Origin of the sequence: Saccharothrix saharensis, assembly GCF_006716745.1 — a bacterium.
In the GTDB taxonomy this organism is placed as follows: Bacteria; Actinomycetota; Actinomycetes; order Mycobacteriales; family Pseudonocardiaceae; genus Actinosynnema; species Actinosynnema saharense.
Genome location: NZ_VFPP01000001.1, coordinates 6,882,989 through 6,903,387, shown reverse-complemented (window position 1 = coordinate 6,903,387; position 20,399 = coordinate 6,882,989). Strand labels below are relative to the sequence as shown.

The window sequence follows — 20,399 nt, the reverse complement described above, 5'->3', positions numbered from 1 at the left end:
GCTCAGCGACCCGCGGTGGCGGGGCGGGGGGCGCGGGAGGCGCGGACCAGGTGGCCGTACCACGGGACCAGCGGGCCGGTGCGGCCTTCGACCAGGCGTTGCCAGGTGGCGCGGCACAGGGCCAGGAACGGTGCGGCGTCCCAGTGGCGGGCCAGGTCGGCCAGGGGGCGGTCCTGGACGTTGCCCAGGCCGTAGCGGCGGTCGAAGCCGTAGGACACCGGGACCGCGGCGCCGTTCGCCTCGATCACCAGCGGGGTCAGCCAGCGGCCCAGTGGTTGGGCGTCGTCCACCGGGGCGGCCATGAACGCCTCCGGTTTGCGGGCCAGCATGGTGCGCGGCACGGCGTCGAGCTGGACCGCCAGGCCGTGCTCCTCGGCGATGCGGCCCAGCTCCACCGCCGCGTAGGCCAGTTCCACCGCGTCCGGCCGCTCGCCGACCATCAACCGGTTCGCGGCGCCTTCCGGTTCCAGCGGGTGGACTTGCAGCAGCAGGGCCCCCGACTGGGCGGCGGCCAGCGCGACGTCACCCAGTTGGGTGGCGTTCCCCTGGGTCAACGTGGTGATCACGCCGACCGGGATGCCGACCTCGGTGAACCTGCGGATGCCGGCCAGAGCCTTCTCGAAGCACCCCTCGCGGTCCCGGATGCGGTCGTGCGTGACGCGGTCGCCGTCCAGCGACACGGCCACCAGGTCGACCAGTCCGCGCACCAACCCGATGCGCCGCTGCGTCAGCGCCACCGCGTTCGTCGTCACGGTCGTCCGCATCCCCGCCGCGCGGGCGGCGCGCAGCAGCGCGGGCAGTTCCGGGTACAGGAACGGCTCGCCGCCGGACACGTTCAGCACGTCGTAGCCGAGCCGGGCCGCATCCGCGACCACGGCCGCCAGCACCGGGATCGGGATCGACTCGGCGACGTCCGGGCCCGAACTGGAGTAGCAGTGCAGGCAGCGCAGGTTGCACAGCCTGGTCGGGTGGACCTGCAGGACCGCCCGGCCACTCGTCTGACCCATGCCACCCTCCTGTGGTGCTCGCTACACCTATGGAGCACGCAGGACGCCCGGTGATACGTCGATCGGGCACCACTCTTCGTAGCCATTCCCCCCAACGTGGGAACCTTGCCGGTAGTTGAAACGCCACGTGACGAACCGGCGACTCTCCCTACAGGCGAGGCGGCCCGGTGGCACGGCGAGGCGGCCCGCGCGCTCACCCAGTGGGGGAGGGGACATGCGCCGCGAGTTCATGGTTCCCGACGACGCCGCCGACGACCCGGCCGACGACGCCAGACGCCGACTGCTGCGGGACCTGCACGACGGCCTGGGGCCGGCGCTGGCGGCGATCGCGCTCGGGCTGCGCGCGGCCAGGCACCTGGCCGCGCACGACCCCGCCGCGGCCGGCCCGCTGCTGGCGCGGCTGGAGGAAGAGGTGCACACCGCGGTCAACGACGTCCGCCGGCTGGCCGCGGGCGGGTGCCCGGCGGTGCTGGCAAGGCTGGGGCTGGCGGGCGCGGTGCGGGCGCACGTGGCGTCGTTGGCCGACCGGCACCCGGTCCGGGTGGACGTGCGGTGCGAGGCCGTGCCGGAACTCCCGGTGTCCGTGCAGGTGGCGGCGTACCGGATCATCTGCGAGGCGGTGACGAACGTGGTGCGGCACGCGGGGGCGCGCCACTGCTCGGTGCGGTTGCGGTTCGACGGCTGCCTGCACGTCGAGGTCGTGGACGACGGCGTCGGCCTGGTGCCGGGCCGGGGCGTCGGCGTGGGGCTGGGCTCGATGCGCGACCGGGCGCGCGAGGTCGGCGGCACGTGGCGGGTGGAGCACGCCGCCGCGGGCGGCACCCGGGTCGCGGCGGACCTGCCGCTCGCGGGCGGGGTGTGAGCGTGCCGGCGCTGCGGGTGCTGGTCGTGGACGACCACCCGCTGTTCCGCTACGGCCTCGCCGCCGCACTGGCCGCCGCACCGGACACCGAGGTGGTCGGTGAGGCGTCGGGCGGCGCGGTGGCGGTGTCGCTGGCCGCCACGCTGCACCCGGACGTGGTGGTGATGGACCTCAACATGCCGGACCTCGGCGGTGTCGAGGCGACGCGGCGGATCGTGGCGCACGACCCGCGCGTGCGGGTGCTGGTGCTGACCATGTTCGACGACGACGATTCGGTGTTCGCGGCGATGCGCGCGGGCGCGCTGGGCTACCTGCTCAAGGCGTCCCGGCCGACGCAGATCCTGCGGGCGGTGCGGTCGGTCGGCGAGGGCGAGGCGATCTTCAGCCCGGCGATCGCGGTGCGGCTGCTGGCGTACTTCGGCACCGCGCCGCGGGAGCGGGTGGAGGCGTTCCCGGAGCTGACCGCGCGGGAGCGGGACGTGCTGCGGCTGATGGCCGACGGCCGGGGCAACACGGCCATCGCCCGGTCGCTGGTGCTCAGCCCGAAGACGGTGCGCAACCACGTGTCGAACATCCTGCGCAAGCTGCACGTGGCCGACCGGGCGCAGGCGGTGTCCCGGGCGAAGCAGGCCGGTCTGGGCGACGATCCGGGACACGTCGGGACAGTGCGCCCGTAGTGCCGGGACGCGCCGGGAAGCCACGATTGCGGTGGCACAGCGGGGCACTAGGGGCGGGAGCACGGACATGGACGCACACCACCGGATCGCGGTCGTCCTGCACGCGACGGACTCCATCACCAGGGCCGGGGTGACCGCCGCGTTGCGGTCGCGGCCCGAGATCAGGCTGGTCGGACCGGACGAGCCGGCACCCGTCGCGCTGGTCGTGCTCGACCGGTTGGACGGCGACGCGCGGCAGTTGCTGCGCCGGCTCCAGGCGCCGGGCAGCGCGGGCATCGTGCTGGTGGCGGGCGACATCGCCGACCCGGAGCTGCTCAACGTCGTCAGCAGCGGCGTGTCCGCGGTGATCCGCCGCTCCGACGCCACACCGGACACGTTGGTGCGCCTGGTGAAGGCGACCGCGGCGGGCCAGGGCGCGCTCCCGCCGGACCTGCTCGGCCGGCTGCTGGACCGGGTGTCGCGGTTGCAGCGCAACGTGCTCAACCCCCACGGCTGGTCCATGGCCGGCATGTCCGACCGGGAGACCGAGGTGCTGCGGCTCATCGCGGACGGCTTCGAGACCCGCGAGATCGCCGAGAAGCTGTGCTACTCGCAGCGCACGGTCAAGTCGATCCTGCACGACATCACCAACCGGTTCCAACTGCGCAACCGCGCCCACGCCGTGGCGTTCGCGTTGCGCGAGGGCTTGATCTGAGCGGACGGCACACCGAGCGGCTAGAGCTGCCGGCCGGCGAAGGACACCGCCGGCCGGCAGTTGCCCTTGTCGTCCGGGTTCTGGCAGCTGACCTGCACCACGATCCGCTCGCCCGGCTTGAACCGCAGCGGCTCCACGTAGTGCCGGTCGAGGTCGCGGAAGTTGGCCAGGCCGACCTCCAGCAGCACGCCGCGGGTGCCGTTCGCGTCGCGCAGCACCCGCACCGTGCCCGCGTCGCCGCGCGGGTTCTGCAGCACGATGTCGCTGATCAGCACCGTCTTGTCGGCCGGCGGGGTGAACGTGAAGTCGGTGAACACGTCCGGGTCGGCCACGACCGCGGCGTCGGCGGCCACCCGGAAGTCGGTCGGCTCGCCCGGTTCCCCGGTGGGCTGACCGGGTTTCGCGGTGGGCGGCGAGCCGGGCGGTGCCTGCGGGTCCAGCCCGGCGGCCTTCATGGCCTCCTCGGACTTCACCTCGGCGTCCTCGGCCTGCTGCCGCGCCTCCCCCGCGCCCAGCCGCGCCTGGTCCACGGCGGTCCTGACCTCCTGCACCTGCTGCTCGGCGGCCTCCCGCGCGGCGGACTTCACGGCCGGTCGCAGCACGGTGAACCACAGGCCGACCAGCAGCGCCGCCAACGCCGGCAGCGCGACCAGCGCGGGCAGCAGCCACTTGGGCAGCAACTGCCGCTGCACGAGCGTGCCCGCGGCCGACAGCGGCGGCCCGGAGCCGGGCACCACCTCCACCCGGAACGGCCGGGGCTGCGACGGTCCGCGCAGGAACGTGTCGCGCGGCTTGGCGACCAGCTTCACGAACGCCGCCGTGCCGGGCGCGAGCACCAGGTCGGTGCGGTCGAGCTTGAACTCCAGCTCGCCGTCCGGGTCGGTCGGGCTCAGCCGCACCGCGACCGGGTGGTTGCCGACGTTGTCGACGGCGACCTCGAACCGGCCGCGCGCGCCCGCCTCCACCTTGGCCGGCACGAGCTCGGCGGACACGTCGGTGAACGTGCCGACGTCGACCACGCCCTCCTCGACCACCGACCCGTGCGGGTCCTCGCGCGAGGTGACCCGCACGCCGAACGCCACCGGGCCGGCGGCCACCCCGGCGGCGCGCGGCGGCGCGAACCGCACGACCACCGAGGCGGACGCCTGGGGCACGAGGTTGACCGAGGCCGGTTCGGCGGTCGCCCACGCGCCCGCGTCGCCGACCACGTCCACGGTGAACTCGTCCACCAGGTCTCCGGTGTTGCGCACGACGACCGTGCAGGTGACGTCTTCGCCGGGCGCCACGGCCAAGCCCGTGGCGGACAGCGTCGCGGTTGCGCCCATGGCGTGAATCCTCCGGTGGTCGGGCCGGCGCGGCAGGTGGCGGAAGGGTGGGGCGGGGTGCGTCCGGCGCTGCCCCAACGGGCAGCCGCCGGGCGTCACCCCCGGGACGCGAAGTCGGGCGGTTGCAGGGTCCTGGGCACGACGAGGAAGTCCCCGGACCGCACCGGGCCGAACGCCGGGCCCACGACGGGCACCGCTTCGAGCTGCCGCACGCCGATGCGGTCGTTGTGGAACACCAGGACGTGCGCCTCGAACGTGCCGTCGGGCCGCACGACCACCTCGCCGGGTGTCGGCGACAGGCCGGGTGCCCAGCCCAGCCGCACGGTCGCGCCCGGCGGGAACGACCGGCCGGCGGCGCGCGGGACGAACCCGGTCGGCCCGATGCCGGGGTCCACGGCGAGCACGGGCTGCCGCACCAGGACTCGGGTCACGGCGGTGTTGTCGGCGGCGTCGTCGTCCGGGCCGACGGCGAGCACCGAACCACCCGCGGTCGTGTCCACGGCGGCCTTGGCGGGCAGCGCGACCCGCACTTCGGCTTCCTGGCCGGGCGCCAGCGTGCCGAGCGCGCAGGTGGCGCCGTCGGCCGTGCAGCCGGTGACCGCGCCGACCGGGAGCAGTTGCGGCGGCAGGGACGTGACCACGCGGACGTCGGTCATCGGCACGGACGCCCCGTTGCGCACCCGGTAGGACAGCACCAGGGCGTCACCGCCGACGTAACCCTCCCGCGGTGTCGGGGAAACGGCCAGCGACAGCGAACCGGGGTGGTCGGGCGGCCTGATCTCGTCGGCCACGCTGACCCGCACGTCGACCCGGTTGTCGCCGGGGTTGACGTCCGGTGGCGCGCTCGCCCGCAGGACCTGCGGCCCGGCCGCGGTCCCCGTGACGGTCACGCGCACCTCGGCGGTCCCGTTCGGGGCCAGCCGGCCCAGCGCGCACCCCGTCGCGACGCAGGTGCCCGTGTCGGTGGTGATCTCCTCGACCTCCAGCCCGGCGGGCGGCGCCAACGCCAGCTCGGCGTCCACCGCCGGCGCGAGGCCGCGGTTGGTCACCCGCAGGCGCACGGAGGTCGAGCCGCCGAACGGGATGGCGGCGGGCGCGGCGGACCCGGTCACCACCAGGTCGGGCAGCCCGCCGAACGCGGGCAGGTCGGTGTCCTCCCGGGCGAAGGCGACCAGTTCGGCGGGCGTGCCGCCGGAGGGCGCGACGGTCCACACCCGCAGGTGCTCGTCGGGGCCGCTCATGGTGAACGCGATGGACGCTCCGTCCGGTGACCACGCCGGGTCGTCCGGCGTCTCGCCGCCCGACGTGATCGGGGTGGCGTTCGCGCCCGTGGCGTCGGCCACGCACAGGACGTCGCCGTGCCGGTAGACGAGCCGGTTGCCGTCCGGTGACCACGCGGGCGCGGAGTCCTGGTGGGCGCACGGCGTGGCGAAGGAGGCAGACAGGTCGACCTGCTGCACCACGTCGCCGCCGTCGAGCCGGGCGAGCCAGAGGTCGTCGGTCGGCCCGCGTTCCGGCACGTGGACCGTGATCGCGCTGCTCCCCCTGCCGGTGCGGCCGGCTCGGTCGGTGGCGGTGCACGTGACGGTGGTGAGCCCCACCGGGAACGGCGAGCCGGACGTGGCGTCGCACGTCGGGGTGAGCGGTGCGCCGGCGGCGTCGGTGGCGGTCGCGGTGAACGTCACCGGCACGGGCGTCCCGTCGGGGCTGGGTGCGGCGTGGGCGTTCACCACCACGGTCGGCAGTGCCGCGTCGGCCCGGTCGATCGCGATGAACTGCTCGTAGGTCTCGGCGGGCAGCTCGTCGTCGAACTTGAACCGGACGTGGCACTCCAGGTCGGCGGCGGCCCGCGCGCCGGGCACCGCGCCCAGCGTCACGGTCTCGGTGAAGGTGACGTCCGTGTCACCGGCGGCGCGGGCCGTGGGCGGGGTGAACCGGACGCTGACGCCGGGCGGGCAGAACGCCTCCGGCGTCACGGTCACCGGCAGCCGGGTGATGCCGTGCTCGATGCCGGCCACGATCCGGTCGGGCTCGTAGCCGTCGACCCGCACCCCGTCGGTGGCGTCCGCGAGGCGGGTGACCTGGAGCCGGCTGTCCAACTGCTCCGTGTACGGCGGCGGGAGCAGCACGGGCACGCCGACGAGGTGGATGTCGCGGTCGGTCAGGTCGGTGGTGATCTCCTCCTCGGTCCAGTAGGGCGTGCGGCCGGGGCAGTCCGGGTAGGTCGCGACGTCGCACGTGTCCGGGCTGTTGTGGCTGGCCGCGTCGCCGGCGAGCACGATGATCCGGGTGACGCCGGCGTCGTCGCTGAACGTCGTGTGGCGGCCGGTGGCGTCGCGGTCGCGGGCGAGGTGGTGCAGGGCGTTGAACCAGTCCTCCGGCAGGTCGCCGCCGAAGCCGATCGGGAAGTTCGCGGCGTCGTCGAGCACGGTCTGGAGCACGTCGCGGGTCGTCAGGTCGCGCACCAGGCGGTAGCGGCCCGGGCCGTCCGACGCGTCCTGGTAGGTGGCGATGCCGAAGAGGGCCTCGGGCTCGGCGGTGGCGATCCGCTCCATCACCGTGCCGATGTTGGCGCGGACGGTGCTCACCGGCGTGGCCATCGAGGACGTGGTGTCGAGCAGGAACACGATTTCCGGTCGCGCGGGGACGAACGGGGTGCGGACGGTCGCGGTCGTGGTGAACGTGCCGGTGGCGGAGGTGGACGCGCCCACGACGTACGGCTGGACGCGTGGTGGGATCAGGACGTCCGTGTGCCGGCCGAACGCGATGACGGCCCCGGTGGGCGACCACGTCGGTTTCTCGTCGTGGCCTCGGGTGTGCCGGGGCTGGGGGACGGTGGTCAGCTCCGCGCCGTCGGACACCCTGACCACGCGGACCTCGCCGCCGGAGAGCATCGCGACCATGGTGCCGTCCGGGGACCAGGACGGGTGGCGGCCGTAGGCGAGGACCCGCTCGTCGCCGCCGTCGGTGATGACGATGTCGGAGCCGTCGCCGTAGGACCGGGTGAAGGCGATCAGGGTGCCGTCGGGCGAGAAGGCGGGTTCCGATTCGTGCTCGTCCGGTGTGTCCGTGAGCTGCCGGGCGTCACCCCCTCGGGCGTCCGTGGTCCAGATGTCCCCGGGGTCGCCTCGCGTGACGGCGATCCGGTAGGGGGGCGGTGCCTCGGGCTGCGCCGTCGCCGGCGGGGCGACGACCAGGCCGGCCAGCAGGAGCACGACGAGGGCCAGGTGCCTCACGGTTCACCTCACCGCGAAGAGTTCGATCTCGGCGAGCGCGATCTCGGTGCCGCGCAGGGAGTTGTGCCACTCGACCACGTGCACCTCGACGGTGCTCGCGACGCCTTCGAGCCGGACGGTCTGCGGGTCCGGGGTGTCGGCGAGGTCGACGTCGAAGGTGCGGCCGGTCGGGTAGACCAGGTGCAGCTTCCCGGGGCGGTGCGCGGCTTGCAGGTCGGCGGGGTCGCCGACGCGGACGATGGCTTCGCGCAGGTCGACCTCCCGGCCGAAGTCGAGCACCAGGGCGGGTGGTCGGGGTGTGACCGGGGCGAGCCAGAAGGTGTTGGTCGCGTTGTCGAAGGCCAGGGCGGGCGGGTGGTCGGGTGATGCGGCGGTGGCGGTGATGGTGGTGGGGCGGACGGGGGTGAGGTCGGTGCCGAAGACGTCCTCGATGCTGTGGACGATCGTCGTCGCCCGGGAGTTGATCAGGCTGCGGAAGGAGGGGACGAGGCCGTAGGCGCCGACGGCGGTCAGCAGGGCGACGACGAACGACCAGCGGAGCACTTGGCCGATGCGGCGGCGGACGGCGCCGACCCGGCGGTTGGGCCGGCTGCCCGCCGTGGGCGGCTTGCGCCGGGGCAGGAGCCCGCGCCACCACTTCTCCGCCACGACCGCGGCTTCGACCAGGGTCGATCCGCAACGGGCGCAGAACTTGCGGGTGGGCGGGTTGGGTTCGCCGCACTGCCCGCAGATGAGGTCACCGGGTCGAGCCGCCCGCCGCTCGGTCGACCGCGGCCGGTGCGGTGTCGCGGGCCTGTGCTCGGTGGGCCGCATCGCCCCGGGCTGCATCGCAGCAGGCTGCCGCCGATCGGGCCGCTGCGACTCGAATTGCAACCCTGCGGGATCCGCCGCACCCGCCTCCTGCGTTCCAGGCGGTACCGACTTCCCACGACGCCACCACGACCCCGCCGACAGCCGCTCCTCACCACCGCCCGGCCGCGAGCCCCACGACACCGGTCCCGCGGCCGTGGTGCCCGGGGGTCCGGACTGCGCAGCCCCTGCACCCTCCGGCCCCACGCCACCTGCCCCGGAACCGGCAGCCCCCGGCCCGGCCGACCGCCCGCCCGCGGCTCCTGCGCCACCCGGTCCCCAGCCCACCGCGTCCGAACCGCCCGGCCCCCGGCCTGGTCCGATCCGCCCTGTGTCCCCTGGCTGCCCGGTGTCCCCTGGCTGCCCGGCCTGACCGGGCTGACGTCCGTGCCCGGTCTGGCCGACCCGGCCCGACTCTCCGGCGACCTGGCCGGGCACCGGCGTGGGATGTGGTTCCCACTCCAGGTACGTCCCGCAGGCGCCGCAGAACTCCGAACCCGGACCGCTCCCCTCACCGCACTGCGCGCACACGATCATTCCCCCACCACCTCCAGCTCCACCGCGACGTGCGCGGGCACCGCGTCGGCGATCGCGGCGGCCAGGCGGGGCCGGTCCACGTCGCCGGGGCGGGCCACGCGCACCCGGACGTGCACGCGAGGCGGGTCGTCCGCCAACGCCGATCCCGGCCGGTCGGTGGACGTGCAGCCGCCGCTGTCGCGCACCTCCACGTCGCCGCCCGTCAGCAGCGCCACGTGCTCGGCCAGCCCGCGCCGCGTCCCCCGCCACCGGTGCAGTTCGACGGCCCGCGCCACCAGCGCCCGCCGTTGCGCCAGGGGCCGGCCCTCGCCGACGTCCAGCGCCACCCAGTGCGCCAACCACTCCAGGAAGTCCTCCGGCGCGATCCCGGGGTCGAGGTAGCCCGCGAACCCGTCCAGCGCGGTGAACACGGGGGCCAGCACCTCGTCCAACGCCACCAGGAACCGCTGCGTGAACCCGTCCTCCAGGTACACGGCGGGCAGTCGCTCGGCCAGCGGGTGCGGTGTCGTCATCGCGTCACCCGCACCTGGTGGCCGTAGGAGAACGCGAGCCCGTTCACGGGCAGGTCGAGCCGGGCCACCGCGGTGCCGCGGTCGCCGGTCACCGGATTCGCCCCGAACAGCTTGATCTCCTCGACCAGCTCCACCCCGGGCAGCCGCTGCAGCACCGCGAACACCTCACCGGACTGCACGGGCCGCCCGAACGGCCACCCGTCACCGTCCGGTCCGCCGCTGACCGGGTTGAAGTAGTCGTACAACGCCTGCACGGACCGCGTCCGCAGCACGTCCTCGGGCGTCCCGGCCTTCGCCCGGAGCTGCGCCACCACCGTGACGCCCTGGTAGTACGGCGGCTCCACGGACACGCGCGCGCCGACGCACCGGCGTTCCTCCAGGAACCGCTCGATCCGACCGCGCACGTCCGCGTCCGGCTGCAACGCGGCGAAGTCGGACTCCTCGTGCGCGCCCACCGACGGCACCACCAGCACCCGCACCGCCGCCGACCCGGGGCTCGCGGGCACGCACCGCACGCGGGCGATCTCCGGCGCGGCCTCCCGCGTCAACACCTCGTAGTCCTCCGCGGTCACGGCCCGGTCCCGGGTCCGCAGCAGCAGCGGCCCGCGCACCGCCGCGTCACGCACCGACTCCCCCGCCACCCCGCCGGACGCGGGCCGCCGGTTGGTCACCGCCGTCACGAACGGCACCGGGTCGCGCTGCACCCGCAGCAACCCGCGTGCCACGTTGCCGCGCAGCCCGCCGCCCGTGCGGTACTCGGGCACCCGGATCGCGGCCGACTTCGCCGGGACCGCCCCGTACAGCCGCACGCCGCCACCGGGTTGCCGCACCGCCGGCCCGAAGATCACCTCGCCGCCGACCCGGTCCAGCACCACGTGCCGGTCGGCGGGCCCGGACTCGGCGAACGACCGCACCTCGGTCCACCGCTCCCAACCGTCGGGCGCGGCGACCTCCACCACGAGCGCCCCGTCGTCCACCACGACCGGCGTGCGGGCGAGCGGGAACCGCTGCCCCGGCACGCCTTCCGACACGCCGACCGTCTCGCCGCGCACGACGTCCGCGTGCGTCGCGCCGGTCGTGCCGCCGATGGTGGCGGCGGTGACGGACACCAGTCTCGGCGCGCGCTGGTAGAACGGCCGGTCCGGCGCGGGTGCGACGGCCCGGCACCGCAGCCACCCGGCGCGGTGCCGGGCGACGACGGACACGGCGTGCGAGTGCGGCACGTGCAGCACCACGTCACCGGGCTGGTTGAAGCCGCCGGTGCTGTCGCGGTCCACCTCGCACGGGCTCCAGCCGGAGCCGTTCCACGCCTCCCACGCCCACGGCGGGTCGCGCGGGTCGACGCCGCGGCCTTCGGCGTGCGCCTCGACGCGCAGCAGCACCGCGCACCCGGGCACGGCGTCGGACAGCCCGAACAGGACGGCGTCGCCGGGTGCGGGCGGTGACGCGAACACCTCGGGTTCCTTGCCGTCGCGCAGCTCGTCCGTGCGGTCGGCGGGCGGGGTGGACACGTCCTCCACCGCGGTCACGAGGTGCGTCAACGCGCACGGCACGATCGCCAGCTCCCGGTCCACGGTGAACACCACCGGGTCCTCGACCTCGCTGCGCTCGGTGGCGACCTGCGCGCCCGCGGGCACGACCACCGGCACGTCGCGCGGCGCGGACAGCCAGAACGTGACGTCGCCGCGCGCCGCGGTCGGCGGGAACAGCGCCACCCCGATCAGGTCGAGGAACCGCAGGTAGTGCAGGTCGGGCACGCGGTTGAGCCGGTACAGCAGCTCGTCGGTCATGTGCGCGAACGCCTCGATCAGCGTGACGCCGGGGTCGGACACGTTGTGGTCCGTCCACTCCGGACAGTGCTGCTGCACGCGGCGCTTGGCCTCGTCCACCAGGTCCTGGAACCGGCGGTCGTCCAGGTTGGGCGTGGGCAGGGACGTCATGGCGTGCCCTCCTCGTCGGCCTCGTGCGGCGGGATGACGTAGAAGGGGAAGACCAGGTTGCGCGGGTCGTTCGTGCCGCGCAACGCGTACCGGATGTCGATGAGCAGGGTGCCCCGGTCGACCTCGTCGAAGCCCACGGACACGTCGGTGAGCGTGATGCGCGGTTCCCAGCGTTCCAGCGACAGCCGCACCTCGTAGGCGATGCGCCCGGCGGTGGCCGCGTCGGCGGGCGCGAACACCAGGTCGTGGATGGCGCAGCCGAACTCCGGTCGCATCGGCCGCTCGCCCGGCGCGGTGGCCAGGACCAGCCGGATGCTCTCCACGATCTCGCGCTCGCCGCCGACGAGCGCGACGGAACCGGTGGCGTCGGTGTGCACGGGGAACGCCAGCCCGCGGCCGATGAAGTCCACGTCACCCTCCTATGAGGACGGTCGGGCAGCCGACGACGACCGGCGCGCCGCAGCCCGCCAGGTCGCCCATCCGGGCCGCGGGCCTGCCGCCGATGAGCACGGTCGGGCAGCCGGGCGGCAGCACGGGTGTCGGCGGGTGCGGTGGCAGGCCGGGGAACGAGCAGGTGTGCGGGTTGCCGACGGTGGCCGCGGGCATCCCGCCGATGAGCACGGTCGGCACGCCCGGCGGCGCCAGCACGCCGGGGTGCCCGGTCGGGTCGCCGACCCTCGCCGCTGGTGGCACGTCCCCTCCTGGTTGCTCCGGGCTGGTTGGTCCGTCCTGGTCGGTCCGGACTAGTTGATCCGGACGACCGCGCCGCGCACGGTCACCGGGCCGCTCGCGGTCAGCTCCGCCTGGCCCTGACCGGTCACGGCCACGGTCGCGCCCTCGACCTTGACGCCGGCCGTGCCGGACGCCTTGAGCCGCGCGCCCGCCTCGATCGCCACGTCGGCCCGCGCGGTGGCGGTGATCCGCTGCCCCTTCAGCTCCAGCGAGCCGGTGCCGGCGTCGATGGTGACCCCGTCCCGAGCCTTGATCGTCACCGCCTTGCCGCTGGTCACCTCGACGACCTGGGTGCGCTGGTCGAGCCGGACCACGAACTTCCCGTCGCCGCTGGCGATCGTGATGCCCTCGTCCTCGACGAACTCGACCTTGTGGTGCTTGCGCGAGACGAACCCGCGGGCGGCGACCTCACCGCTGTTGGCGTCCACCGGGTCCTTGGTGAAGGTGGGCGGCTCGTCCTTGCCGTTGTAGAGGCCGCCGAGCACGTACGGCGCGTCGAAGTCGCCGTGCTCGAACCCGACCAGCACCTCGTCGCCGACCTCGGGCAGCACGAGGTCGCCGTAGCCGTTGCCCGCGCTGCCGTGCACGGTGCGGGCCCAGCCGCTGACGAAGTCCGGCGCGAGCCACGGGTAGGTGACCTTGACCCGGCCGGCTCCCGCCGGGTCGCGCACGTCGCTGACGATGGCGGGCACCAGGCCGCGGCCGGGCCCGCCCGAGCCACCCGTGCCGCCACTGGCCAGGCCGTACAGGGAGCGCTCCTGGCGGCCGGACACGGTGAACTCGGTGGTGTAGCCGACCTGCTCGGTGAACAGGTGCCGGGTGCCGGTGAGCGTGTACTTGCCCGCGAACGGCTCGCCGATGTTGGTCAGCGCCACGGCCGTGCCGGCGCGCAGCTTCGGGTTGCCGCGGGCCACGCCGACCAGCTCCGCGCACGCGCCGCCGAGCTGGGTGGCGAGTGAGGTGGCGACCGCGTCGGCCACGGCCTGGGTGCGGTGCGGACCGCCGGCCAGGAACGGCGGGCTCGCGAACGTGCCGCCCAGCACCACCGGGTCCACGCCGGTGACCTCGGTGCCCAGCGCTTCCGCCGGTTTCGCGGCCACGACCGGCTGCTTGGTCTCGTCGTCCCAGCCGCGCACCCGCACCTCGCGCACCTGCTCGGCGGCCGTGATGGCGGCGCGCAGCGACAGCAGCGTGCGGTGCATCTCCAGCACCAGCGGGCTCGTCCCGGCCCTGGCGTGCACGGCGGGCGCGGACGTCGGCTCCTGGGGCAGCCGGAACTCGAGCTTGCCCTCCACCACCGCGATCTGCGCGCCGACCAGCGCCGCGAGGCGGGACAGGAACTCCCAGTCGCTCACGCCGTCCTGGCTGAGCTGGGTGTGCGGCCGGCCGAAGCCGCGCACGTCGTCGAGCCGCCCGACCGGGATGTCGGCCCGCTGCGCGACCTTGCGCACCACGTCGGGGACGGTCATGTTCGGGTAGGCGGCGACCCGTCGGCCGCGGAACAGCCGGTGACCCAGGTCGTAGCCGCGGACCTCGGTGAACGTGCCGCCCGCGTCCAGCTCGACGCCGACGGCGGTGACCTCGCCGGTGAGCAGCGGCTGCGGGCCGCCCGGATCGGAGGTCTGCACCTTGAGCACGATCTTCGCGCCGATCGTGAACCCGCCCTTGCCGAGCACGACGTGGCCGGGGTCGCGGAAGCGGAGCACGAACACGTCGGGCAGGTTGCGGCTGTCGTCCACGTAGGCGTGCGTGAGCAGGGCCTTCACGTCGGCGGGCAGCGGTGCCGACCCGACCTCGACCACGAGGGAGTTGGCGAAGGTCTCACCGGCCATCGCGGATCTCCTCCAACGCGGGCACCAGCAGGCGGGTGCCGGGCCGCAGCCGCATCGGGTCGTCGATGTCGTTGGCCTCCGCGATCTCCCGCCACAGCCCGGCGTTGCCGTAGGCCTTGTAGGCGACGGACTGGAGCGTGTCGCCCGCGACGAGGACGTGGGAGTCGCGGGCGGCCAGCGCGCCCGAGGTCGGGTTCTGGCCTCCCTGCTCCCCGGCGATCTCCTCCAGGTCGACCGTGCAGGTGGCGCGGACCGGCACGCCCGCGGGCGTGAACAGGGTGTACTTGGCGGCGACCCGCGCGACGAACGCCGGGAACCCCGTCATGCCGCCCCACTTGAAGATCACCCACGGTGGTGAGCCCTTGCCGTGCTGCCGGCTGTCCTCGGTGGGCACGCAGCAGGCGAAGAGCTGCTCGACCTTCTTCACCACGCCGTCGTCCATGTGCTCGGTGGCGTCGAGGAAGATCTCCAGGGCGAGCTTGACCGGGTCCGAGCCCTTGAACTCCGGGGTGCCGCTCTTGGCCACGTTGGGTTGGCGGCTGCGCTCCCACTTGGCGTTCTTGCTCAGCGACAGTTCCTTGGGGTTGAACTGGAAGGTGATCTCGTGCAGCAGGTCGCCGGGTTTCGCCGCGCCGCCGGCCTTGGGTGGGCGGTGCACGCTGAGGAGGGCTTTCTGGAGGTTCGTGGGCGCGGCGTAGCTGGTGGCCCTCGGGGAGCCCGCCGAGGTGAAGGTGATCGGGGAGGCCATGGCGTCACCTCGCCGTGCTGAGGAAGCCGTGGTGGGCGAGTTCCAGGGTCTCGGTGGCGACCTTGGGCGAGTCGGCGGACAGCTGGGGTCCGCTCCACCGGACCGGGACGACGCCGGAGAGCGCCCAACTGGCGATCACCGTGCCCGCGAGCGTTCGCGCTTCGATGATCGCGGTCTTGCGCGTGACGCCGGCCGCCATGCCCGCGATCCACTTGATGATCTTCGCGCTGTCCTTGGTGACCGGGCGGGAGAGCTTGACGTTGGAGTACTTGATCCGGGTGGGCAGTTGCCACACCATCCCGTTGTTGCCGCCTTCTTCGCGCTGCTCGACGGTGAACTCCACGCCGAGCCCGTCGCAGCTGTTGAAGGAGCCGAGGCTCTCGTCGTCGATGCGCACGACGAAGCACACGGACACCGCCTCATCCACCTCGGCCATACCGTCTCACCTCCACCGATCGGTCAACGCCCCGCGCCGTTCGCGGTCGAGCCACAGGTCGGCCTTGAGCCGCCGGACGAGCGGGTCGTAGAGCTTCTTCAGCAGTTCCTCGGGCTCCGGTCCCACCACGTCGCCGTCCGCATGCGTCTGCGCCGGTGCCACCACATCGGCCGGTGGTGCCGACGGCTCGGGCGACGGCTGAGCCGACAGCACTTCCACTTCCCTCTGCACGACCTGGACGACGGCCGGTTGCTCCGCCAGCGCCGGCCTGGCCCGTTCCCCGGAAGTGATCGGCATGCCCAACCCCCTCCCTCGCCCCACTTCCACCGCCACCCGCTGCACGCCGGCCACCGCCTGGACCGGAACCTCCGATCCGCCGGCGACCACCGCCGGCCGTTCGGACTTCCCGGCCCCACCGGCCTGGCCCGTCACCGGCGGCGTGCCCTGCCCCACGGACCGCGTGACCGTCGAACGCGACAGCGGGGGCCCGAGCCCCACCAGTGCCCGAGCCACCGGCTGAGGGCCGGCTGAAGCCCCCATGCCCGGATCATGCTCAACGGCGCGCGAGGGGACTCGCTGAACCACCGGCCCCCGGCCCACCGACTCATGGCCCACCGGCCCCAGATCCACCGATCCCACACCCACCGGCTCCTGGCCGACCGACCGCAGACCCACCGGCCCCACACCCACCGGCCCCACACCCACCGGCCCCGAACCGACCGGCCGCAGACCTACCGAATCCGAACCCACCAAACCCGAACCCGCCGGCTCCCAACCCACCTGACTCGAACCCACCGGCTCTGAACTCACCCGGCTGACACCCGGCACCGGCTCCTCACTCACACGACTCACACCCAGCACCGGCTCCCGGCCACCGCGACTCACGCCCGGCACCGGCTCCTCACTCGCTCGGCTCACACTCACCGCCGGGCCCGCACCCACCGACCTCAGGTTCGCCGAACCCGCGCTCACCAGACCGGGACTCACCGGACCCGCACCCGCCGGACCCGCACCCACCACACCCGCGTTGCCCGGACCGAAGCCCACCGGACGTGGGCGCTCAAGTCGAGGGCCCATTGGTCCGGGGCTCGATGGTCCGGGGTTCACCGGACCTGCGCTCACCGGTTCCGAACCCGCCCGCCCTCGAGTCACCCACCCCTGCACCGACGCGACCTCGCCGACCCGGCCTCGCCCCGCCTGCGGAGCTCCCCCCACCAACCCCTGCCCAGCCGCCCCCTCGTCCACCCGACGCTGCGCAGCCGGCACCGCACCCGCCCGATCCGGCGGGCTCGACAACCCACCCGCTCCGCCCTGAGCAGCCGGCGAGTCACCCACCAGCCCACGTCCGGCCGGGATCTCACCCACCAACCCCTGTCCAGCCGAACCCCCGCCCACCAGGCGCTGCGCAGCCGGCGGCTGACCCCCTTGGTCCCGGACGGCCGGCGAGTCGGCCGCCGGCCCACGTCCGGCCGCAACCCCACCGACCGGACCCTGCACTGTCGGACCGTCGCCCACTCGACGCCGCGCGGTCGGCGGCTGGTCCACCGGGCGTCGAGCAGTCGGCGAGTCGGCCGCCGGCCCACGTCCGGCCGGAACCTCGCCGACCGACCGCCACACCGGCGGTACCTCGGTCCTCGATTGCCGACCGGCCGGACTGTGCCCTGCGGATCTGATTGCGAGGTCGCGACGAGAATCGCGCTGGACCACCGCTGCCTCGCTCACCGACCCAGCAGTCGCCGGCACCTCATCCACCACCGGGCCGGTCGACACGGGCTCGCTCACCGGGTTCCGGCTCGGGAGGGCGGCCGGGACTCGTGTCGTCGGCGGGTTCAGCGGCGGCGGACCCGCGAAGGACGGCGCGGTTGCAGGATCTGTTGCAGCGTCGCGACTCCCCGTCGGGCTCCCGGTGGGCGTCGGGTCGGAGGCCAACCGCTGCACCGGTTGCCCGACCTCCTGCCGCACCACGGCGGTCTCACGCGGTTCACCCGGCTGAACCCCCGCACCGACCGCACCGAGGATCCGCGACCACGCACCACCCACCCGCGAACCGCGCCCTTCCACCTCCGCAGGCCGCGCGACCGGCATCTCCACCACCCGCTGCACCACCCCGTCGATCACCCCCGACGGCTCCTCCACCCCCACCCGATGCCCCAACGGCGCCAAGTAGCCCGGCGACCGCCACGATGTCAACGACCCGGAGAACCGCTCCACCGGGTTCACCAACGGGTGCGCCCGCACCACCCGCTGGATCGGCGGCAACCCCCGCCACTCCCCCCGCCGCACGGGCAGAGCAGCAGCAGGACGCCCCGCCTCGCGCCGCCAAGGCCACCGCACAACCCTCACCGCCCCTGGCTGATCCGAGTGTTGATCCGCCCGATCTCCGCCACGTACCGCAACCGGTCCGCGTGCTCCAGGTCCAGGATCGAGTCCCACGACCAGTGGAAGTGGTACGCCACGTACGCGACCTCCTCGTGCAGCCGGTCGGTCCCGTACGTCACGATTCCCCCAGGCGGCCACCGGCCACGTCGACCTCGAACCCGCTCCCGCACGACGGGCACGCGACCGCCGCGCGCGTGTGCCCCTCGCTGTTCACCCGCCGGTACATGTCCTGCAGGAACGCGAGGTCCGACGCGAACAGGTTCTCGACCACCCCGACGTGCACGTCGGTCACCGACCCGATCCGCACGATCACCCGGGCGAGCAGCACCACGGTCAGGTACGCCGAGTTCTCCCGCACCCGGTCGTCCCGCAACGGCACCAGCTCGTCCCGCGCGGTCGCCAGGCGCATCACGCCGGAGCGGTGCACCTCGCCGTTGTCGTCGACGTACCCGCGCGGCAGCTCGAAGGCGAACTCCGTGCGCATCGGCGATACCGGGCCCGACCCCGAACCCGAGGACACCGGCGCCTCGGCTGCCACCGCCGCCATCACCCTGCGCATGGCGTCACTCGACTTCCATCATCTCGTACGTCACGACCAGCTTCTCGGTGAGCACGCTGGTGTCGCCCGCCTTCAACGTGCCGATCTCCAACGACTTCGGCCAGGCGTTGGTCAGCTTGTACCTCTTGATGGGCTGCCCCTCGTAGTCGTAGACGATGATCGCCCCGCCCTTGCGCGCGTTGCCCATCCGGCCGAAGTGCGCGTCCTTCACCCACTTCTCGAAGCTCTGGTCGTCGGTGAGCCCGCGGGTGAGGGTGACCTCGCCCGCCTTGGGCTTGCCGGGCAGCTTCTTGATGACGTACTTGCCGTCCGCCGTGTTCGTCTTCAGCTCGATGACGTCCTGCTCCATCTTCAGCCCGGACACCTCCGAGATCTGCTTGATCGCGACACCGTCGACCTCCAGGCCGAACGAGTGGCCCACCGAGGTGTCGAGTTCGGGAAGAGCCATGACCAAACCGCCTTTGACCTAGGACTCGGCTACTCGTTGACGAGGCTGGTGCCGCCGGAGATCTGCGCCAGCCGGAACACCACGAACTCCGCGGGCTTGACCGGCGCGATGCCGACCTCGCAGATCACCTGGCCGAGGTCGATGCTCTCGGCCGGGTTCGTCTCGCGGTCGCACTTGACGTAGAACGCCTCGTCGGGCGTCAGCCCGAACAACGCGCCCTTGCGCCACTCGGTGACCAGGAAAGCGCTGATGGTGCGCCGGATCCTGGCCCACAGCGCGTCGTCGTTCGGCTCGAACACGACCCACTGGGTGCCGTCGAGGATGGACTCCTCCAGGTAGTTGAACAGCCGCCGCACGTTCAGGTAGCGCCACGCCGCGTCGGACGACAGCGTGCGCGCGCCCCACACCCGGATGCCGCGACCGGGGAACGCCCGCACGCAGTTGACGCCGATCGGGTTCAGCAGCTCCTGCTCCGCCTTCGTCAGCTGCGTCTGCAACGCCACCGCGCCGCGCACGACCTCGTTCGCCGGCGCCTTGTGCACGCCGCGCGTGGCGTCGGTGCGCGCCCACACGCCGGCCATGTGCCCGCTCGGCGGGATGAACGAGTGGTCGTCGGTCGCCGGGTCGAAGATCTTGATCCACGGGTAGTACAGCGCCGCGTACTTCGAGTCGTAGCCCGCGCCGTTGAGCCGCCAGTCCTTGACCTGCTGCGGGTTCAGGTCGGGCGGGGTGTCGAGCACGGCGATCCGGTCACCCATCAGCTCGCAGTGGGCGATCATCGCCAGCTGCACGGCCTTCACCGACTCCAACGAGATCGCGCCGCGCTGGTAGCTGCTCATCAGGTCCGGCACCGCGACCATGGTGATCTCGTCGATCGCCTCCAGGCCGCCGAACCCGGTCCGGTCGGACACGTCGCCCACGTAGTCGTCGGCCGCGATCTTGCGCGGCACGGGCGCGGATCCGGCCGGTTCCGCGAGGGTGACGCTGCCCTTGTCGGGTTTGGCCACCGCGTTGGGCGACGTCTCCTCGACGGTGATGAGCTTGGACTTCTCCTGCACGACGGTGACGACGTTGTCCTTGGTGCGCTTGGTGCTCACCTGGTGCGTCTCGACCACCTTGCCGTCCTGCTTGACCAGCAGCGCGAACCGGTCGTCCGGTTGGTTCTCGCCCGCGGGGTCGGCGACCTCCACGGTGATCTCGCCCGCGCCGAGCTCGCGCGCGGTGACCCGGTAGCCGCCGAGCGAGGCCTGCGCGCCGCCCGCGGGCAGGTGCCCGTTGCCCTTGGCGCGCTCGCCGCCGATGCGGACGACGTAGCAGTTCGTGCCACCGTTGAGGAAGTACCCGTACACGGACTGGGCCAGGTGGCAGTCGGGCACGAAGTCGCCGAAGACCTGCGTGTACTGCGCCCAGTTCGACACCAGCGTCGGCGTGTTGAACGGGCCCCGGGCCGCGAAGCCGACGAAGGCGGCGACGGCGGTGCCCACGCCCTCGATGGGCCGCGCACCAGCCTCCACCTCCTCGACGTACACCCCCGGGGAGAGATAGGTGGGCATCGGTTGCCTCCCAAGTCGTGCGGAACCAGCTGTGCCGTCGATGCTGCTGTGCGGCGCCGCCGGACGAAACGAC

General features: G+C 73.7%; 19 protein-coding genes. 3 read left to right on the top strand and 16 right to left on the bottom strand.

Annotated elements, in window-relative coordinates:
• Nucleotides 1-2: 2 nt before the first annotated feature.
• On the bottom strand, nucleotides 3-1,007 hold the full coding sequence (locus tag FHX81_RS31545) for a radical SAM protein (RefSeq protein WP_141982053.1): 1,005 nt from the start codon (nucleotides 1,005-1,007) through the stop codon (nucleotides 3-5).
• Nucleotides 1,008-1,221: 214 nt separating this feature from the next.
• On the opposite strand from FHX81_RS31545, the gene FHX81_RS31540 reads away from it, so the two are divergent.
• From FHX81_RS31540 to FHX81_RS31530, 3 genes are all read left to right on the top strand, one after another.
• Nucleotides 1,222-1,869 carry a sensor histidine kinase gene (locus FHX81_RS31540; protein WP_141982051.1) on the top strand — a complete coding sequence of 216 codons (648 nt, stop codon included), beginning with the start codon at nucleotides 1,222-1,224 and terminating at the stop codon, nucleotides 1,867-1,869.
• Nucleotides 1,870-1,871: 2 nt separating this feature from the next.
• Nucleotides 1,872-2,546 carry a response regulator gene (locus FHX81_RS31535; protein WP_141982049.1) on the top strand — a complete coding sequence of 225 codons (675 nt, stop codon included), beginning with the start codon at nucleotides 1,872-1,874 and terminating at the stop codon, nucleotides 2,544-2,546.
• A 67-nt stretch (nucleotides 2,547-2,613) separates the two neighbouring features.
• Complete coding sequence (locus FHX81_RS31530) at nucleotides 2,614-3,240, top strand: helix-turn-helix transcriptional regulator (protein ID WP_141982048.1); 627 nt, start codon at nucleotides 2,614-2,616, stop codon at nucleotides 3,238-3,240.
• A gap of 20 nt (nucleotides 3,241-3,260) precedes the next feature.
• Here the strand turns inward: FHX81_RS31530 and FHX81_RS31525 are convergent, their stop codons facing one another.
• From FHX81_RS31525 to FHX81_RS31455, 15 genes are all read right to left on the bottom strand, one after another.
• Nucleotides 3,261-4,565: a hypothetical protein gene (locus tag FHX81_RS31525; RefSeq protein WP_141982046.1), complete on the bottom strand. Its 1,305-nt coding sequence runs from the start codon at nucleotides 4,563-4,565 to the stop codon at nucleotides 3,261-3,263.
• Between the two features lie 95 nt (nucleotides 4,566-4,660).
• Nucleotides 4,661-7,801 carry an HYR domain-containing protein gene (locus tag FHX81_RS31520; protein WP_141982044.1) on the bottom strand — a complete coding sequence of 1,047 codons (3,141 nt, stop codon included), beginning with the start codon at nucleotides 7,799-7,801 and terminating at the stop codon, nucleotides 4,661-4,663.
• Between the two features lie 3 nt (nucleotides 7,802-7,804).
• A complete protein-coding gene (locus FHX81_RS31515) occupies nucleotides 7,805-8,629 on the bottom strand; it encodes an NADase-type glycan-binding domain-containing protein (protein ID WP_141982042.1) in 825 nt (274 codons plus the stop codon).
• 554 nt (nucleotides 8,630-9,183) lie between these two features.
• On the bottom strand, nucleotides 9,184-9,699 hold the full coding sequence (locus FHX81_RS31510) for a phage tail protein (protein WP_141982040.1): 516 nt from the start codon (nucleotides 9,697-9,699) through the stop codon (nucleotides 9,184-9,186).
• The gene (locus FHX81_RS31505; RefSeq protein WP_141982038.1) at nucleotides 9,696-11,639 is read right to left on the bottom strand and encodes a putative baseplate assembly protein; all 1,944 of its coding nucleotides are present in this window, start codon (nucleotides 11,637-11,639) and stop codon (nucleotides 9,696-9,698) included. Before FHX81_RS31505 ends, FHX81_RS31510 begins: the two co-directional genes overlap by 4 nt.
• Complete coding sequence (locus FHX81_RS31500; protein WP_141982036.1) at nucleotides 11,636-12,049, bottom strand: GPW/gp25 family protein; 414 nt, start codon at nucleotides 12,047-12,049, stop codon at nucleotides 11,636-11,638. Before FHX81_RS31500 ends, FHX81_RS31505 begins: the two co-directional genes overlap by 4 nt.
• 1 nt (nucleotide 12,050) lies before the next feature.
• Nucleotides 12,051-12,332 (bottom strand): PAAR domain-containing protein, encoded by a 282-nt coding sequence (locus tag FHX81_RS31495; protein WP_141982034.1) that lies wholly within the window; start codon nucleotides 12,330-12,332, stop codon nucleotides 12,051-12,053.
• 50 nt (nucleotides 12,333-12,382) lie between these two features.
• Entirely contained in the window at nucleotides 12,383-14,203 is a 1,821-nt protein-coding gene (locus tag FHX81_RS31490; RefSeq protein WP_141982032.1) for a VgrG-related protein, read from the bottom strand.
• Complete coding sequence (locus tag FHX81_RS31485) at nucleotides 14,193-14,951, bottom strand: CIS tube protein (RefSeq protein ID WP_141982030.1); 759 nt, start codon at nucleotides 14,949-14,951, stop codon at nucleotides 14,193-14,195. The genes FHX81_RS31490 and FHX81_RS31485 overlap by 11 nt, the downstream gene beginning before the upstream one ends.
• A 4-nt stretch (nucleotides 14,952-14,955) precedes the next feature.
• The gene (locus FHX81_RS31480; RefSeq protein ID WP_141982028.1) at nucleotides 14,956-15,387 is read right to left on the bottom strand and encodes a phage tail protein; all 432 of its coding nucleotides are present in this window, start codon (nucleotides 15,385-15,387) and stop codon (nucleotides 14,956-14,958) included.
• A 6-nt stretch (nucleotides 15,388-15,393) separates the two neighbouring features.
• The gene (locus tag FHX81_RS31475; protein ID WP_141982026.1) at nucleotides 15,394-15,684 is read right to left on the bottom strand and encodes a hypothetical protein; all 291 of its coding nucleotides are present in this window, start codon (nucleotides 15,682-15,684) and stop codon (nucleotides 15,394-15,396) included.
• Between the two features lie 2,042 nt (nucleotides 15,685-17,726).
• Nucleotides 17,727-17,885: a DUF6760 family protein gene (locus FHX81_RS31470; protein ID WP_141982024.1), complete on the bottom strand. Its 159-nt coding sequence runs from the start codon at nucleotides 17,883-17,885 to the stop codon at nucleotides 17,727-17,729.
• Entirely contained in the window at nucleotides 17,882-18,325 is a 444-nt protein-coding gene (locus FHX81_RS31465) for a zinc-ribbon domain-containing protein (protein ID WP_141982022.1), read from the bottom strand. Before FHX81_RS31465 ends, FHX81_RS31470 begins: the two co-directional genes overlap by 4 nt.
• Before the next feature lie 4 nt (nucleotides 18,326-18,329).
• Complete coding sequence (locus FHX81_RS31460; RefSeq protein WP_106618463.1) at nucleotides 18,330-18,773, bottom strand: phage tail protein; 444 nt, start codon at nucleotides 18,771-18,773, stop codon at nucleotides 18,330-18,332.
• Nucleotides 18,774-18,802: 29 nt separating this feature from the next.
• Nucleotides 18,803-20,326, bottom strand: coding sequence for a phage tail sheath family protein (locus FHX81_RS31455; RefSeq protein ID WP_141982020.1), 1,524 nt, complete (start codon nucleotides 20,324-20,326; stop codon nucleotides 18,803-18,805).
• Nucleotides 20,327-20,399: the final 73 nt, after the last annotated feature.

What these genes read in the sequence shown, in the direction of transcription:
- FHX81_RS31545 (WP_141982053.1), bottom strand. Translation starts at nt 1,007, where the DNA reads ATGGGTCAGACGAGTGGCCGGGCGGTCCTGCAGGTCCACCCGACCAGG.
- FHX81_RS31540 (WP_141982051.1), top strand. Translation starts at nt 1,222, where the DNA reads ATGCGCCGCGAGTTCATGGTTCCCGACGACGCCGCCGACGACCCGGCC.
- FHX81_RS31530 (WP_141982048.1), top strand. Translation starts at nt 2,614, where the DNA reads ATGGACGCACACCACCGGATCGCGGTCGTCCTGCACGCGACGGACTCC.
- FHX81_RS31525 (WP_141982046.1), bottom strand. Translation starts at nt 4,565, where the DNA reads ATGGGCGCAACCGCGACGCTGTCCGCCACGGGCTTGGCCGTGGCGCCC.
- FHX81_RS31515 (WP_141982042.1), bottom strand. Translation starts at nt 8,629, where the DNA reads ATGCAGCCCGGGGCGATGCGGCCCACCGAGCACAGGCCCGCGACACCG.
- FHX81_RS31510 (WP_141982040.1), bottom strand. Translation starts at nt 9,699, where the DNA reads ATGACGACACCGCACCCGCTGGCCGAGCGACTGCCCGCCGTGTACCTG.
- FHX81_RS31505 (WP_141982038.1), bottom strand. Translation starts at nt 11,639, where the DNA reads ATGACGTCCCTGCCCACGCCCAACCTGGACGACCGCCGGTTCCAGGAC.
- FHX81_RS31490 (WP_141982032.1), bottom strand. Translation starts at nt 14,203, where the DNA reads ATGGCCGGTGAGACCTTCGCCAACTCCCTCGTGGTCGAGGTCGGGTCG.
- FHX81_RS31485 (WP_141982030.1), bottom strand. Translation starts at nt 14,951, where the DNA reads ATGGCCTCCCCGATCACCTTCACCTCGGCGGGCTCCCCGAGGGCCACC.
- FHX81_RS31480 (WP_141982028.1), bottom strand. Translation starts at nt 15,387, where the DNA reads ATGGCCGAGGTGGATGAGGCGGTGTCCGTGTGCTTCGTCGTGCGCATC.
- FHX81_RS31475 (WP_141982026.1), bottom strand. Translation starts at nt 15,684, where the DNA reads ATGCCGATCACTTCCGGGGAACGGGCCAGGCCGGCGCTGGCGGAGCAA.
- FHX81_RS31465 (WP_141982022.1), bottom strand. Translation starts at nt 18,325, where the DNA reads ATGCGCAGGGTGATGGCGGCGGTGGCAGCCGAGGCGCCGGTGTCCTCG.
- FHX81_RS31460 (WP_106618463.1), bottom strand. Translation starts at nt 18,773, where the DNA reads ATGGCTCTTCCCGAACTCGACACCTCGGTGGGCCACTCGTTCGGCCTG.
- FHX81_RS31455 (WP_141982020.1), bottom strand. Translation starts at nt 20,326, where the DNA reads ATGCCCACCTATCTCTCCCCGGGGGTGTACGTCGAGGAGGTGGAGGCT.